The following is a 14,959-nucleotide window of genomic DNA, read 5'->3' as shown; positions in this document are numbered from 1 at the left end:
GAGGGCCTTCGGCGTGGAAAACACACCACGACAAACAGCATCAAATAAACAAGCAGCCGCAAATAAAACTACAACTGGGAGGAATATCTATGATCAAGTCACTTGTTGGTGGCATCGTTGCCGCCACTGCATTCGTCATGCTGAGTTCGTCGGCCATGGCCGACCCGGAAGTTGTCAAGGGACCGTCGGCTGAGCCGGATTGCTTTGCGCCCTGGGCGGCTGATACGCAGTTCTTCAAGTTCCCCAAGAAAGACGGCCCATACCGCATCGCGCTCGCCAATGGCTATATCGCCAACACCTGGCGCATCCAGATGGTGCAGACCGCCAAGGCCTATGCGGCCCAGCCGGAGGTCGCCGCGAAACTGAAGGAATTCAAGGTCGTCTCGACCGGCGAGGACGTGCCGGCTCAGATTTCGGCGATCAACAACTTCATCGATTCCGGCTATGACGCGATCGTCGTCAACGCCCAGAACCCGACCGCTTTCGGGCCGGTCATCAAGCGCGCCAAGGAAGCTGGCGTCATCCTCGTCGCCTTCGACAATATTCTCGATACCAAGGACGCCATCAACGTCAATGTCGATCAGAAGGGCCTTGGCGAATTGTGGGGCAAATGGCTGGTCGGCCATGTGCCGAATGGCGGCAAGGTGCTCGAAGTGCGCGGCGTTGCCGGAACTTCCGTGGACACCGACCGTCACAACGGCATCCATGAAGCGCTCGATGCCTCCGGCAAGAAATGGGACGTCACCGAGGTGGTCGGCAAATGGGACGACGGCGTGGCACAGAAGGCCACGGCCGACGCCATTGCCACCAACGGTCCGTTCGACGGTATCACCGGGCAAGGCGGCGACACCGGCATCGTGCAGGCGATGATCGATGCCAAGCATGCTTTCGTGCCGTTCGGCGGCGAGACCGAGAACGGTTTCCGCAAGTTCTGCGCGGCACATGCCGGCGACGGGCTGAAATGCTCATCGGCCGGCACCGGTCCGGCGCAGGTCGCGGTCGCCATCAAGACGGCGATTGCCGCGCTCGAAGGCAACGTCGTGCCGCAAGCGGTGAAGCTGCCGCTGGCGATCGTCGAGGATCCGAACTTCAAGGCCGGTCAGGATTTCTTCCCCGACCAGTCCGACAATTTCTTCGTCGGCAATTCCTTCCCGACCTGCGGCATCAATTTCACCGCGCAGGAAATTATGGGTCAGACCAAAGCTGACCAATAGGGCTGACCAATAGGCGGCATATCCGGCGCCGCGGGATCTCCGCGGCGCCGGCCACTCGATATCCCTTGAAGTCAAACTGCCTCGGGAGGGCCGATGGACGGTGCGGTTCCGCTCTTCCGGATGGAAGGCATATCCAAGCGCTATGGTGGTGTGCGGGCGCTGGAAAAGGCCGAGCTTTCGGTCTCGTCCGGTAGCATCCACGCCATTCTCGGCGAAAACGGCGCCGGCAAATCGACGCTGATCAAGGTCATGGCGGGCGTCGTCGCGCCCGACGAAGGCCGCATGATGCTGAACGGCAGCGAGGTGACGTTCGCTTCGCCTGCTGCTGCAAACAAGTCCGGCATCGTCTGCATCTTCCAGGAGCTGTCGCTGGTTCCCGAACTCAGCGTTGCCGACAACATCGTCATCTCCGATCCGCCGAAGCGTTTCGGCATGATCGACCGCAAGGCGCAGCGCCGCATTGCCGAGGATGCGCTGGCACGCGCAGGTGCGGCCGACATCCATCCATTGGCGCTGGTCAAGGATCTTCCGCTTTCAAGAAGACAGATGGTCGAGATTGCCAAGGCATTGGCCAGGAAGCCGCGCATCCTGATCCTCGACGAGGCGACCTCGGCGCTGACCGCGACGGACGTCGCCAGGATATTCAGCGTGCTCAAGCGGTTGCGCTCGGAAGGGCTGGCGCTGCTTTACATTTCGCACCGCATGAACGAGATCGCCGAGCTTGCCGACCACTGCACGGTGTTTCGCAACGGCCGCAATGTCGCCAGCTACAAGGCAGGCACAAAGAGCGACAACGAAGTCGTCGAACTGATGATCGGGCGCGAATACAGCCATATTTTCCCGCCGAAACCCGCGCGCACCGCAGCCGCCGCCGTTCCCGTGCTGGAGGCGCGCAAGCTGTCCTGGACGGACCGGCTGGACAATGTCTCGCTGACGGTCGGGGCAGGCGAGGTCGTCGGCCTTGGCGGCCTGGACGGCCAGGGCCAGCGCGAATTGCTGCTTGCCTTTTTCGGTGTGCTGCGCGGCCTCGGCGGCCAGATCCTTATCGACGGCAAGCCTGTTTCGATCGCCAGCCCCCAAGCGGCGCGCGACGACCGCATCGGCATGGCGCTGATCCCGGAGGACCGCAAGACCGAAGGCCTGATGCTGCCGATGACGGTGCGGGAGAACCTGTCCTTTGCCGCCCTAGACCGGCTGTCCAAGGCCGGCATCATCGACCGCGCCGCCGAACAGCGGCTGATCGACGACATGGTCGGGCTGCTGGCGATCAAGACGGCCGGCCTCGACATTCCGGTCGGTGCGCTGTCGGGGGGCAACCAGCAGAAGGTGGTCATCGCCAAATGGCTGATGCGCCAGCCGCGTATCATCCTGCTCAACGATCCGACGCGCGGCATCGACGTCGGCACCAAGCAGGAACTCTATCAACTGATGCGCAAGCTGGCGGATGCGGGGGCGGCGATCCTGTTCTATTCAACCGACTATGACGAACTGATCGGCTGCTGCGACCGCGTGCTGGTGCTCTATGACGGCGCGGTCAAGCGCGAGCTGGTCGGAGCCGAGATCACCGAGCGGGCGCTCATTGCAAGCGCGCTCAACATCCAGGGCGATGACGCCGGCGCAAGGGACGATGCCGGCGCAAGACAGGGAGCGGACGCGTGAAAGAGTGGCGCTACTGGCTGGCCGAGCAGCGCGGAACACTGATGGCACTCGGCATATTCATTGTCATGTTCGTCATCTACACCTCGAACCATCCGGCGGGCTTCACCGCCAATGTCGTGCAGACGGCGTCCAACAAGGGCGTGCTGCTCGCCTTCGTCGCCATGGCGCAGACACTGGTCGTGATCACCGCCGGCATCGACCTCTCCGTCGGCATGATCTTCACGCTGACCAATTGCCTCGCCTCCTGGGTGGTCATCGGCACCGGCCTCGAGACCGCTTTCGGCGTCATCGCCGTGCTCGGCACCGGGCTCCTTTGCGGGGCGATCAACGGCGCCATCGTCATCTACGGCCGCCTGCAGCCGATCGTCGCCACGATCGCCACGGGTGCGGTCTATTTCGGCATCGCGCTGCTGCTCAGGCCGTTTCCCGGTGGTTCGGTCAACGAAGGTCTCGCCGACGCGCTGACCGGACGCCTGTTCGGCGTGGTGCCGGCGAGCCTGGTCGTGCTGCTCGCCGTCGTGCTCGTGGTCTGGGTGCCGTTCAGCCGCTCGGTGCTCGGGCGCGCGGCCTATGCGGCCGGGTCCTCGGAGACGGCGGCCTACATGTCCGGTGTGCCGATAAGGCGCGGCAAGTTCGCTGCCTACGCGCTCGCAGGCCTGTTGGCCGCGATCGGCGGACTGTTCCTGACCTTCTTCACCTATACCGGCGATGCAGCCTATGCCAGCGGCAACGCCTATACGCTGTTTTCGATTGCCGCGGTGGTGCTGGGCGGCGTCTCGCTGTTCGGCGGCAAAGGCAGCGCCATCGGCGCCATCTTCGGCGCCTTGGCCTTCCGCACCATCGGCGACCTGTTGTTCGTGTTCGATTTCGACCCGCTATGGCAGCCACTGTTCCAGGGCGTTATCCTGCTGGTTGCGGTCAGCCTCGGCGCCTTCGCACTGTTTCGGGTCCGCAACCGGCTGGAGTGGTTCCTGTGAGCGAAACGACGTTGGGCGGCATAGCCGGCCGCATGCCGAAATTCATCCGCCGCGCCGATCCGGCGGTGCTGACGGCCTTCGCCTGCATCGTGCTGTTGCTGTTCCTAGGCAGCCTCTATTCCAGGAGCTTTCTGTCGCCTGAATATCTCTTGCAGCAGCTCAAGGTGGCCTCGTTCCTCGGCGTCATCGCCACAGGCATGATGCTGGTCATCCTGCTAGGCCAGATCGACCTGTCGGTGCCGTGGGCGGTGGCGGCGGGCGCGATGATGGCGTGTGCGGCTGCGGCCTATGGCCCGATCGGTGTGGCGCTGGCCATCCCGTTCGGCATCTTTTGCGGGGTGCTGATCGGCATCGTCAACGGCTTTGGCGTCGCTTATCTGCGCATACCCTCGATGATCATCACGCTCGCCACCAACGCTGTCGCGCAAGGGCTCATGGTCGTTTATACCGGCGGCTACTCGCCACAGGATTCGGCCACCGGCGCCATGCGCTATCTTGCGACAGGTTTTACCATTCCTGGCGTGCCTAACGCCGTCATCATCTGGGCGCTGATTGGTGCCGCGATGGTGTTCGTGCTGTCCCGCACCAGCTTCGGCCGCACCGTCTACGGCATCGGCAACCGCGAGCGTGCCGCCTATCTCTCCGGCATCGATACAAGGCGCGTGGTGATGATCGCCTTCGCTATCTCAGGCGGGCTGTCCGCCTTTGGCGGGGTGCTTCTCGCCGGCTATGCCTCCAAGGCGGCGCAATCGATGGGCGATGCCTATCTCTTGCCGTCGATCGCCGCCGTGGTTCTGGGCGGCACCTCGATCCTGGGTGGCCGCGGCTCCTATCTCGGCACCGTCGCCGGTGTCATCCTGATTACGCTCCTGCAGTCCATCCTCTCGGTCATGCAGATGCCGGAGGCGGGGCGGCAGATCGTCTATGGCCTGGTCATCGTTGCCATGCTCCTGCTCTACGGCCGCGCGCCGGCAAGCCGCTGACCGTGGACGAAAAGACGGCACAGGCGCCAATGGGCGCTACCGGCTCAGTGCCTCGGGCCATTGTGGTGATGGGCGTCGCCGGCTGCGGAAAGTCGGCTGTCGGCAAAGCATTGGCAGCAGAGGAAGGGGCCGTCTTTGTCGAAGGCGACAGGCTGCACCCGCCCGAAAACGTCGCCCGCATGGCGAGCGGCGAGCCGCTCACAGATCAACTGCGTGAGGGCTGGCTCGATGCCATTGGCGAGCGGATCGCGGACCTGACCGGCAGCGGCCAAAGCGTGGTTGCCGCCTGCTCGGCGCTGAAGCGCAGCTACCGCGATCGTCTGCGCGGCTTCCGCCGGGACATCGTTTTCATCTATCTGAAGATCGATCCCGCTACCGCCAAGCAGCGTGTCGCCAGCCGCAAGGGGCATTTCATGCCGGCAAGCCTGGTCGAAAGCCAGTTCGCCATCCTTGAACCGCCTGGCGCCGACGAGCGGGCGCTGACGGCCGACGCCACACTTCCAGTGGCTGAAATCGTCACCGCCGTTGCCAGCCTGCTGGCCGGCGCAAAATCATGAACCACCCTCGTCGGGCAAGGCGGTTTCCGGCCGTTCGGTGAACCGGTCATGGCCTGACCAGACCATCATTTGCTCGGGATAGAGTTTCAGCGCCTCCAGCAAGCGGTCGCGCTTGAGCAATATGTACTCGGCCTGAAGCGCCATGTTCTTGGCGCCGCCGGCTCTGGTCGCGGGCTCGCCGGCCTCTGCCGGGGCCGGCACCAGTTCGGGACTTAGGACGGCGCGGTATTGGCGGAACGGATCGGTCTCGAAGGTCGACATGGAAAACAGCGCCGCCTTGCCTCTGGCAGCGAAATTCGTCGGCGCCGAAGCCAGGTGGGTCCAGCCGCTCTCGCCAAGGCCGACTTCGGTGAATGTCGAGCCGGCATGCACCGTGTTGGTCACCAACACCACGCCGTTGCTGCCAAGGATCTTCTGGATCCGGCCGGTGACCTGGTAGGCGTCGCTGCGGTCGAACACGATCCGGCTTTTCAGGAAACGGTTCTCGACCCGAACCATCGGCGGGTTCAGGAAGCGCAAGCCGAAGGTCGAATCGGATATGCCGTGAGCCCTGACGCTGAGCTGGTGTGTCTCGATGCCGGCTTCATGGAGAGCGCGTTTGCCGATGATGGTCTGGGTCGTGAACTGATCGCACCAGATGATAGCGCCGTGGCCGCGCTTCAGCGCCGCTTGCAGGCCTTCCAGGCCCTCCAGCCGGATATCAGGTGACCAGCGGCGACCGATGAGATGCGCGGCAAGTAGCAAACGCCGGCGGTGGTTGGCGCAGAGCAAGGCCCTGAACTGCCTTTGCGCATCGATGCCATTGCCGAGCACGGCGCGCGTCGCGGCGGCGTAGCGCACGAAATCCTTGCGGATATGGCGCTTGAGGCGCAGCCCCGATACGCGGCTGCAGATCGCGGCCCACCAATTGACCGGTAGCAATGCCGCGACCCCGAGATAAAAGGCGGCCAGCAGCAGCTCGCGGAGATCCCTGTTGTTGAAGGTGCGCAACTTGCCGGCGCGGACCTGCTTGCGGCTGAAGAAGCGGACATGCTCGGCGCGTTCGGGCACCAGGATGTCGGCGATGATTTCCGTATGATAAATGACGGCGGAAGATGGTGTCCGGTCGGCTTTCCGGGATTTTCCCAACCACGGCAGCCTCATCCGATCGGTGTCCACCTGTTCTTGCGTGCGTCCGGAAATCGCTTTACTGCGTCTGCCACGGGCGCGCAATCGGCGCCGGCAAGGCCATGGTGAACGCCATTCAGGGTTCGAACTTGAAACAGGCCCTATCGGTAGCACTTCCCCAACTGGCGCCCTGGCGGCCGGCTGCGGTGGCGCTGATGGCGCCGGACCGGCCGTCCCTGAGCTTTGCCGGCCTCGCCAATCTTGTCGACAAGCTCTGCGGCGATCTCGCCAGGCGTGGCGTTGCCCGCGGCACGGCCGTCGGCATCGTCTTGCCCAACGGCCCGGAAATGGCGGCCTGTTTCCTGGCGGTCTCGGCGTTGGCGACGGCGGCGCCGCTCAATCCGGCTTACGGCGAAGACGAATTCCGCTTCTATCTCGGCGATCTCGATGTGAAGCTGCTGCTGTGCGGACAAGGCATGGGCGATGCCGCGCGCAACGCCGCAAAGGGGCTCGGCATTGCGGTGCTCGACGTCGTCGTGACTGACGGCGCCAAGGCCGGCGAGTTTCTGCTGGCGGGCGACGCCGAGGTGGAGGCTGCCAGCGAGGCTCGCCTCGACGATATGCAGTTCAACGGACCCGACGATTTCGCGCTTGTCCTGCACACATCGGGAACCACGGCGCGACCGAAGATCGTCGGCTTGCGGCAGCGCAATCTGCAGGCATCGATGGCCAACATCGCCAGCACCCTGGCGCTTTCGGCAGACGATGTCTGTCTCAACGTGATGCCGCTGTTCCACATTCACGGGCTGATGGCGGCGCTCAGCGCACAGCTGGCAGTCGGCGGCGCTGTTGTCTGCACGCCGGGCTTCAACCCGCTCAAATTCTACGGCTGGCTGGGCGACTTCAGGCCGAGCTGGTACAGCGCGGTGCCGACCATGCATCAGGCGATCCTGGCGCGCGCCGCCCGCAATGGCGAAACCATCGCGGCTGCGCGGCTGCGCTTCATCCGCTCGTCTTCGGCAGCGCTTCCCGACACCGTGTTCCGCGACCTCGAGCGCGTCTTCGGCTGTCCGGTGGTCGAGGCCTATGGCATGACCGAGGCGGCGCACCAGATGACATCCAATGGCTTGCCGCCGGCGCGCCGCAAGCCAGGCTCGGTCGGCCTGCCTGCGGGTCCGCAGGTGACGATCCTGGACGACAAGGGGACGATCCTTCCGGCGGGTGAAAAGGGCGAGATCGCGGTGCGCGGCGCCAACATCCATGATGGCTATCTCGACAATCCGGTGGCCAATGAAGCTGCCTTCAGCGATGGCTGGTTCCGCACCGGCGACCAGGGTCTGATCGACGAGGATGGCGATCTGAAGATCACCGGGCGGCTGAAGGAGATCATCAACCGCGGCGGCGAAAAGATCTCGCCGCTCGAGGTCGACAATGTGCTGCTCGATCATCCGCTGGTGGCGCAGGCGGTGACCTTCGCCGTGCCGCATGCCATGCTCGGCGAGGAGGTGGGTGCGGCTATCGTGCTGGCCGAGGGCGCCATCGCCGACGCCGATGAGATACGCGATTTCGCGCGCAGCCGCATTGTCGAGTTCAAGGTGCCGCGCCACATCTTGTTTCTTCAGGAGATACCCAAGGGTCCCACAGGCAAGATCCAGCGCGTCGGCCTGGCCGGCAAGCTCGGCCTGGTCTGAGGACTCTCATTTGAGCATGATCTTGTCCGAAAACCGGTTCCCACTTTTCGGGACCATGCTCTAATTTAGATCTGCGATGTCAGCTCGACCGGAAAATCATCATTGTCGGCGTCGCGCATGGCGGCGAGGCTGCGATTGTCCAGCACTTCGGCGATCGCCTGGCGCACTTCCAGCATCATGTGCCGGACTTGGCAGGTCGCCTCGTCGCAATCCTCGCAGCGCTGGTATTGCGTGCGGCTGGCGCAGGGTATGGGAGCGAGCGGGCCGTCCAGCACGCGCACGACGTGGCCGATCTTGATTTCGGAAGCCGGCCGGGCGAGGCGATAACCGCCTTCCTTGCCCTTGCGACTGAGGACGAAACCGGCATTGCGCAGCTCGCCCAGAATGGCATCCAGGAATTTCTTCGGGATGTTGTTGGCGATCGCGATGTCGTTGACGAATGCAAGCTGGCCGACCGGCAGGCCGGAAAGATGCACGAGGGCCTTGAGGCCGTATTTGCCTTTTTTGGTAAGCATGCCCGCTTCAGTTCATGAAAACCCCAACCACCCGCATCTGGCGGTTGTTTGTGTGCAAATCATGACGTTTCGCCTGAACAACCCGGTTTCGCGTAGAACAAGCCGCCCGGTTGAGACGTTAGGCACAAAGGCGTTCATTCTTTGTAACGTTTTTCGCCGATCGCGACAGACTCCGCATGAAAGCCGTTTGTCGGCGCGCGAAAACGAAAAAGCCGGCAAAGCGCCGGCTTTCTTGTGAGGTGAGGTCGAACGCTGCTGATATCAGCGGCTGCCATAGGTCTGGTCGAGCAGACCGCCGGCGGCGAAGTGCTCCTTCTGTACCTTGTCCCAGCCGCCAAAGACGTCTTCCACCGTCAGCAGGCGGACATCGGGGAAGTCGGCCTTGTATTTTGCCGAGACTTCAGCGTTGCGGGCGCGCAGGCCATTTTCAGCCGCGATGGTCTGGCCCTCGGGCGTGTAGAGGAAGTCGAGATAGGTCTTGGCGAGGTCACGGCTGCCGTGCTCGTCGGCGACCTTGTCGACGATCGCCACCGGGAATTCGGCGAGCAGGCTGACCGTTGGCGTGACCTGTTCGAACTTGTCGTTGCCATACTCCTTGCGGATGCCGCGCGTTTCCGACTCGAAGGTGATCAGCACGTCGCCGATCTCGCGCTGCACGAAGGTGGTGGTGGCGGCGCGCCCGCCGGTGTCGAAGATCGGCACGTTGTTGAACAGCTTGGTGACGAACTCCTTCACCTTGGCGTCGTCGCCCTTGAATGCTTCCTTGGCGTAGGCGGTTGCGGCCAGATAGGTGTAGCGCGCATTGCCCGAGGTCTTGGGGTTGGGGAAGATCACCTGCACGTCGTCGCGCACGAGGTCGTTCCAGTCCTTGATGCGCTTGGGGTTGCCCGCGCGGACGAGAAAGGATGGGAGCGAATAGAAGGGCGAGGCGTTGTCGGGGAAATCCTTCTGCCAGTCGGCGGAGACGAGGCCTTTCTTGACCAGAAAGTCGATGTCGGTGACCTGGTTGAAGGTGACGACATCGGCGCCGAGGCCTTCGGCAATGGCGCGCGCCTGCGCCGAGGTGCCGGCATGCGACTGGTCGACGGTGACGCCCGGATGGCCGGCGACGAAAGCCTTGTTCACCTGGGCGAACAATTCGCGGCCGACATCATAGGAAGCGTTGAGCAATTTGTCGGCCGACCAGGCCGGCGAAGAGGCGAGGACCAGGCCGGTGGCGACGCTTAGCAAAAAACGCTTCATGAAAACAGGCTCCGATGTGCAATGCGTTGCCAGAACATAGCCGGGCCGGAGGGTGTACTGCGAGGCACACGGGGCAGACGTATGGCGTTGCAGCGAAAAAGAAATCGCTGAAGCAGGTTATCGGCGAAAATTCATTCCAGGCGAAATGCCGGTGCGTTGGGGTTTTCTGTGGTTTGCAATTCGAAGCCGAATGGCATATACAAATGGCATATACAAGTGGAACAGACAGGGGAGGCTGCCATGCCGCAGCACCGTCACTCGATACCACCGCCCAGGGAGGCGAAGTTGTTTCGCAACAACCGCAGTCAGGCGGTTCGCATCCCTGTCGAATTCGAGCTGCCTGGCGAGAAGGTCCTGATCAGCCGCGATGGCGACCGGCTGATCATCGAGCCGGTCCGCAAACCCGGCCTCGTCGCGCTCCTTGCCCAATGGGCGAAAGAGCCGCCGCTTGGTCCTGAAGACGACTTTCCCGAGATTCATGATGCGCCCGTGGGGCCCGAGGACATCTTCTGATGCGGTTCATGCTGGACACGAACATCATCAGCGACATGATCCGAAATCCGGCCGGCAAAGCCGCCAGTACGGCGGTTCGCGCGGGAGACGGTGCCCTGTGCACCAGCATCGTTGTCGCCTCGGAGCTGCGTTATGGCTGCGCCCGCAAGGGATCGGCCAAGCTGCTCGCCAAGGTCGAGCAATTGCTCGCCGAGTTACCTGTGCTGCCGCTCGATGTGCCGATGGATAACGAATACGGAGCACTTCGTGCCGAGCTGGAGGCCAGAGGCCAGCCAATCGGCCACAATGATCTTTTCATTGCTGCCCATGCCTGTGTGTTGGGGACGACACTGGTGACGGCCAACACCGCTGAGTTCCGTCGGATCAAGGGCCTGACGCTCGAGAACTGGCTGGAGTAGCGCCGGATCGATGTCTATGCCGCCGGGAAAAGCTTCCAGCGCCTTGGCCTGAACGCCACCCGGCTCTTCTGCGCCGCAGGATGGTCCACAGGCAGTTCGATCTCGACGCGCTGGCGCTCGCCGCCGATTTCCAGTTCGACGCGTCTTGTGCCGGCGACGCGGCGGCTGGCGGCGACCGTGCCGGCGATGCAGCCGCTGCAGCCGTCGAGCAGTTCGATATCGTGCGGGCGGAAATACAGCGTCGCATCGCCCTCGGGTGCGTGCGGCGCCGACACGCCGATCGGACGGTCGGCGAGCCAGATTTCGCCATTCTCAACCTTGACCGGCAGCATGCTCGATTCGCCGATGAAGGAGTAGACGAAGGGCGAGTTCGGCGTGTCGTAGATCTCGTCGGCGGAGCCGACCTGCTCGATGCGGCCCTGGCTCATCACCACGACGCGGTCGGCAAGCTCGAGCGCCTCTTCCTGGTCGTGGGTGACGAAGACGGTGGTGTGGCCGGTACGGTCATGGATCTCGCGCAGCCAGCGGCGGAGTTCCCGGCGCACCTGCGCATCGAGCGCGCCGAACGGCTCGTCGAGCAACAGCACCTTGGGCTCGATGGCCATGGCCCGGGCGAGCGCCACGCGCTGGCGCTGGCCACCGGAAAGTTGCGCCGGATAGCGCTTTTCCAGGCCGGAAAGCTGAACGAGATCGAGCAGTTCGGAGGCGCGTCGGCGGATTTCGGCCGCCGGTGGTCGCGACGGTCCATGCCGCACCTTGAGGCCGAAGCCGATATTGTCGGCGACCGTCATGTGCCGGAAGAGCGCATAGTGCTGGAAGACGAAGCCGACATTGCGCTCCTGGATCGAGCGGTGCGAGGCGTCCTCGTCGCCGAAGAAGATCTTTCCGCGCGTCGGCCGCTCCAGGCCGGCGATAAGCCTCAGCAGCGTCGTCTTGCCGGAGCCGGATGGCCCAAGCAGCGCGATCAGCTCACCCGACTTGATGTCAAGCGATACGTCATGGAGGGCCGGAAACCGGTCAAACTCCTTGCGTACGTTGGCAACGCGAACTTCCATGTAGATCCCTCAGTAATTTGGTGCATGTCGTTGTCCCAAAACCGGTTCCCAGTCTTGGGCGATATGCATTTAGTCAGTGCCCGCGCGTCGCGGCGATCTCGGCGCCGTAGCGCATCTCGAGAAGTGTTTTCAAGACCAGCGTGACCAGCGCCAGGCCGGCAAGCAGCGAAGCGACGGCAAAAGCGCCGACGGCGTTGTACTCGTTGTAGAGGATTTCGACATGCAACGGCATGGTGTTGGTCAGCCCGCGTATGTGGCCCGACACGACCGAGACCGCGCCGAATTCGCCCATCGAGCGGGCGTTGCACAGAAGCACGCCGTAGAGCAATCCCCATTTGACGTTGGGCAGCGTCACGTACCAGAAGGTCTGCCAGCCATTGGCGCCCAGAGAGAGCGCGGCTTCCTCGTCGCCGTTGCCCTGTTCCTGCATCAGCGGGATCAGTTCGCGGGCAACGAAGGGGAAGGTGACGAAGATGGTCGCGAGCACGATGCCGGGCACGGCGAACAAGATCTGGATGCCGTGCGCCTTCAGCCATTCACCGAACAGTCCCTGAGCGCCAAACAAAAGCACATAGACCAGGCCGGAAATGACCGGCGAGACCGAGAAGGGCAGGTCGATCAGCGTGGTTAGAAAAGCCTTGCCCTTGAACTCGAACTTGGCGATCGCCCAGGCAGCCGAAATGCCGAAGACGACGTTGAGCGGAACGGCGATCACCGCCACCAGCAGCGTCAGCCGGATCGCCGAGCGCGTATCGGGATTGGAGAGCGATTCCGTGTAGGCGCCAATGCCTTTCGCCAGCGCCTCGTGGAAGACGATGATCAGCGGCAGCAGCAGGAAGATGGCGAGGAAGGCGAAGGCCACCGCCATCAGCAGCAGCCGCACCGGCCGGCTTTCGGTCACCGCCGCCGACCGGCTCTCGTGATGCGGTTCGTAGGATTTGATCTCGGGGTCAGCCATAGCGCTTGCGACTCCATGACTGCGCCAGGTTGATGACCAGCAGCATCACGAACGACAGCAAAAGCATGATCGCCGCGATCGCGGTGGCCGCCGGATAATTGTACTCCTCGAGCCGGATGACGATCAGAAGCGGTGCGATCTCCGACTTGTAGGGAAGGTTGCCGGCGATGAATATGACCGAGCCGTATTCGCCGACCCCGCGCGCGAAGGCGAGCGAAAAGCCGGTGATGATGGCCGGCGCCAAGCCCGGAAACAGGATGCGGGTGATGATCTGGAAGCGGTTGGCGCCGAGCGTCGCGGCGGCTTCCTCCACTTCCTTGTCGATCTCCTCCATGATCGGCTGCACCGTGCGCACGACAAACGGCAGGCCGATGAAGACAAGCGCCACGACGATGCCGAGCGGCGTGTAGGCGACCTTGATGCCGAGCGGCGCCAGGAGATGGCCGATCCAGCCATTGGGCGCATAAAGAGTAGTCAGCGCGATACCGGCCACTGCCGTCGGCAGCGCGAAGGGCAGGTCGACCATGGCGTCGACGACGCGGCGGCCGGGGAAGCGGTAGCGCACCAGCACCCAGGCGACGAGCGTGCCGAAGACGACGTTGATGGCGGCTGCGATGAAGGCTGTGCCGAAGCTGATTTCGAGTGCGTTGATGGTCCGGCGGTCGGTGGCGATCGCCCAGAAATCGGTCCAGCCGAGGGCTGCCGAGCGCCAGATCAGGCCCGACAGGGGGATGAGGATGATGAGCGTGAGGTAGGCAAGCGAGAAGCCGAGCGTCAATCCGAAACCCGGAATGACACTCGGCTGTCTGAATCGCCACCCCGCCTTGGCGGGTGCTATGGTCATGTCGTCCTGATCTAAATCCTACTGGGCCGGCTTGTAGATCTGGTCGAATATACCACCGTCGCCGAAATGATAAGGCTGTGCCTTCTTCCAGCCGCCAAAAAGCGGATCGTCGATGGAGATCAGCTTGATTTCGGGCGTCTTCGGAATGTCAGCCGCATCCACCAGCTCGGGCTTGGCCGGACGATAGTGGTTCTTGGCGATGATCGTCTGGGCTTCCTTGGAATAGAGCCAGCCGAGATAGGCTTCGGCGACCTTGCGGGTGCCCTTGGCATCGACATTGGCGTCGACGATCGCCACCGGCGGCTCGGCCAGGATCGAGGTCGGGGGATAGACGATCTCGAAATTGTCGGCTCCGAATTCATTGAGCGCCAGATAGGCATCGTTTTCCCAGCCGATCAGCACGTCGCCGATGCCCTTTTGCGCGAAGGTGACCGTCGAGCCGCGCGCACCGGTGTCGAGCACCGGCGCATTGGCGTAGAGCTTGCCGACGAATTCCTTGTTCTTGGCCTCGTCGCCGCCATCATTGGCATTGGCATAGGCCCAGGCGGCAAGGTAGTTCCAGCGGGCGCCACCCGACGTCTTCGGGTTCGGCGTGATCACCTGGACACCGTCCTTGACCAGATCGCTCCAGTCGTGAATGCCCTTCGGGTTGCCCTTGCGGACCAGGAAGATGATGGTCGAGGTGTACGGCGCCGAATTGTTCTCGAACTTCTTGCGCCAGTCCGGGTTGATCTTCTTCGACTTGGTGACGATGGCGTTGATGTCGCCTTCGAGCGCCAGCGTCACCACATCGGCATCGAGGCCGTCGATCACGGCGCGGGCCTGGGCGCCGGAGCCGCCATGCGATTGCTGGATGGTGACCGTCTCGCCGGTCTCGGCCTTCCAGTGTGCGACGAAGGCTTCGTCATAGGCCTTGTAGAGTTCGCGTGTCGGGTCGTAGGACACGTTCAGAATGGTCGTATCGGCAAACGCGAAACCGAGCGTGCCGAACTGGATCGATGTGGCGACCAGTGCGCCGAGCAGTTTCTTGAAATGAGGTTTGGTCATTCCCGCCTCCGTTGATGACGGCTGAACTCTATCGAATTGATAGAAATTAGATGCATTCAACGTTGCATTTTTTGTCCGCTCGAAGGAAATTTTCGCCGATATTGGGTTTCGGAAGGAAATATTTTCCTCATATTGGTCTAACCCGAATCCGGCCGGTTTGACGCTATCTAGGAGCTGACAGCGCAGAAGCAAGGCCGAG

At 63.0% G+C, this 14,959-nt stretch carries 15 protein-coding genes; 8 read left to right on the top strand and 7 right to left on the bottom strand.

Features of this window, described 5'->3' with window-relative positions; all coding sequences use genetic code 11:
• Window positions 1-89: 89 nt before the first annotated feature.
• The 5 genes from NKH22_RS07930 (at window position 90) to NKH22_RS07910 (ending at window position 5,390) form a co-directional block, all read left to right on the top strand.
• The gene (locus NKH22_RS07930) at window positions 90-1,214 is read left to right on the top strand and encodes a sugar ABC transporter substrate-binding protein (protein WP_023682221.1); all 1,125 of its coding nucleotides are present in this window, start codon (window positions 90-92) and stop codon (window positions 1,212-1,214) included.
• Between the two features lie 93 nt (window positions 1,215-1,307).
• Window positions 1,308-2,873 carry a sugar ABC transporter ATP-binding protein gene (locus tag NKH22_RS07925; protein ID WP_023712084.1) on the top strand — a complete coding sequence of 522 codons (1,566 nt, stop codon included), beginning with the start codon at window positions 1,308-1,310 and terminating at the stop codon, window positions 2,871-2,873.
• On the top strand, window positions 2,870-3,850 hold the full coding sequence (locus NKH22_RS07920) for an ABC transporter permease (RefSeq protein WP_023712083.1): 981 nt from the start codon (window positions 2,870-2,872) through the stop codon (window positions 3,848-3,850). Before NKH22_RS07925 ends, NKH22_RS07920 begins: the two co-directional genes overlap by 4 nt.
• The gene (locus NKH22_RS07915; RefSeq protein WP_023673071.1) at window positions 3,847-4,833 is read left to right on the top strand and encodes an ABC transporter permease; all 987 of its coding nucleotides are present in this window, start codon (window positions 3,847-3,849) and stop codon (window positions 4,831-4,833) included. Before NKH22_RS07920 ends, NKH22_RS07915 begins: the two co-directional genes overlap by 4 nt.
• A 2-nt stretch (window positions 4,834-4,835) precedes the next feature.
• Window positions 4,836-5,390: a gluconokinase gene (locus tag NKH22_RS07910; protein WP_023705608.1), complete on the top strand. Its 555-nt coding sequence runs from the start codon at window positions 4,836-4,838 to the stop codon at window positions 5,388-5,390.
• On the opposite strand, the gene NKH22_RS07905 is transcribed toward NKH22_RS07910, so the two are convergent.
• Window positions 5,385-6,518 (bottom strand): lysophospholipid acyltransferase family protein, encoded by a 1,134-nt coding sequence (locus NKH22_RS07905; RefSeq protein WP_352909315.1) that lies wholly within the window; start codon window positions 6,516-6,518, stop codon window positions 5,385-5,387. The two genes, NKH22_RS07910 and NKH22_RS07905, sit on opposite strands and share 6 nt — an antisense overlap.
• Before the next feature lie 128 nt (window positions 6,519-6,646).
• On the opposite strand from NKH22_RS07905, the gene NKH22_RS07900 reads away from it, so the two are divergent.
• On the top strand, window positions 6,647-8,188 hold the full coding sequence (locus NKH22_RS07900; protein ID WP_502908565.1) for an acyl--CoA ligase: 1,542 nt from the start codon (window positions 6,647-6,649) through the stop codon (window positions 8,186-8,188).
• A 65-nt stretch (window positions 8,189-8,253) separates the two neighbouring features.
• On the opposite strand, the gene NKH22_RS07895 is transcribed toward NKH22_RS07900, so the two are convergent.
• Entirely contained in the window at window positions 8,254-8,703 is a 450-nt protein-coding gene (locus tag NKH22_RS07895) for an RrF2 family transcriptional regulator (RefSeq protein WP_023673075.1), read from the bottom strand.
• Between the two features lie 261 nt (window positions 8,704-8,964).
• A complete protein-coding gene (locus NKH22_RS07890; protein ID WP_023752963.1) occupies window positions 8,965-9,945 on the bottom strand; it encodes a sulfate ABC transporter substrate-binding protein in 981 nt (326 codons plus the stop codon).
• A 240-nt stretch (window positions 9,946-10,185) separates the two neighbouring features.
• Between NKH22_RS07890 and NKH22_RS07885 the strand changes: the two genes are divergently transcribed.
• Together NKH22_RS07885 and NKH22_RS07880 are read left to right on the top strand one after the other, a co-directional pair.
• Window positions 10,186-10,458: an AbrB/MazE/SpoVT family DNA-binding domain-containing protein gene (locus tag NKH22_RS07885; protein ID WP_023687970.1), complete on the top strand. Its 273-nt coding sequence runs from the start codon at window positions 10,186-10,188 to the stop codon at window positions 10,456-10,458.
• A complete protein-coding gene (locus NKH22_RS07880; RefSeq protein ID WP_023725412.1) occupies window positions 10,458-10,856 on the top strand; it encodes a type II toxin-antitoxin system VapC family toxin in 399 nt (132 codons plus the stop codon). The genes NKH22_RS07885 and NKH22_RS07880 overlap by 1 nt, the downstream gene beginning before the upstream one ends.
• Window positions 10,857-10,870: 14 nt before the next feature.
• Here the strand turns inward: NKH22_RS07880 and NKH22_RS07875 are convergent, their stop codons facing one another.
• From NKH22_RS07875 to NKH22_RS07860, 4 genes are all read right to left on the bottom strand, one after another.
• The gene (locus NKH22_RS07875; protein ID WP_023673079.1) at window positions 10,871-11,911 is read right to left on the bottom strand and encodes a sulfate/molybdate ABC transporter ATP-binding protein; all 1,041 of its coding nucleotides are present in this window, start codon (window positions 11,909-11,911) and stop codon (window positions 10,871-10,873) included.
• A 73-nt stretch (window positions 11,912-11,984) separates the two neighbouring features.
• Window positions 11,985-12,869: a sulfate ABC transporter permease subunit CysW gene (gene cysW / locus NKH22_RS07870; RefSeq protein WP_023690809.1), complete on the bottom strand. Its 885-nt coding sequence runs from the start codon at window positions 12,867-12,869 to the stop codon at window positions 11,985-11,987.
• Window positions 12,862-13,713 carry a sulfate ABC transporter permease subunit CysT gene (cysT, locus tag NKH22_RS07865; protein ID WP_352909311.1) on the bottom strand — a complete coding sequence of 284 codons (852 nt, stop codon included), beginning with the start codon at window positions 13,711-13,713 and terminating at the stop codon, window positions 12,862-12,864. The genes cysW and cysT overlap by 8 nt, the downstream gene beginning before the upstream one ends.
• An 18-nt stretch (window positions 13,714-13,731) precedes the next feature.
• Window positions 13,732-14,760: a sulfate ABC transporter substrate-binding protein gene (locus NKH22_RS07860; protein ID WP_023673082.1), complete on the bottom strand. Its 1,029-nt coding sequence runs from the start codon at window positions 14,758-14,760 to the stop codon at window positions 13,732-13,734.
• Window positions 14,761-14,959 lie beyond the last annotated feature (199 nt).

The organism is Mesorhizobium sp. M1252 (assembly GCF_040318265.1).
Lineage (GTDB): Bacteria > Pseudomonadota > Alphaproteobacteria > Rhizobiales > Rhizobiaceae > Mesorhizobium.
The sequence above is the reverse complement of the archived record's forward strand: the minus strand, read 5'-3'. Positions and strand labels throughout refer to the sequence as shown.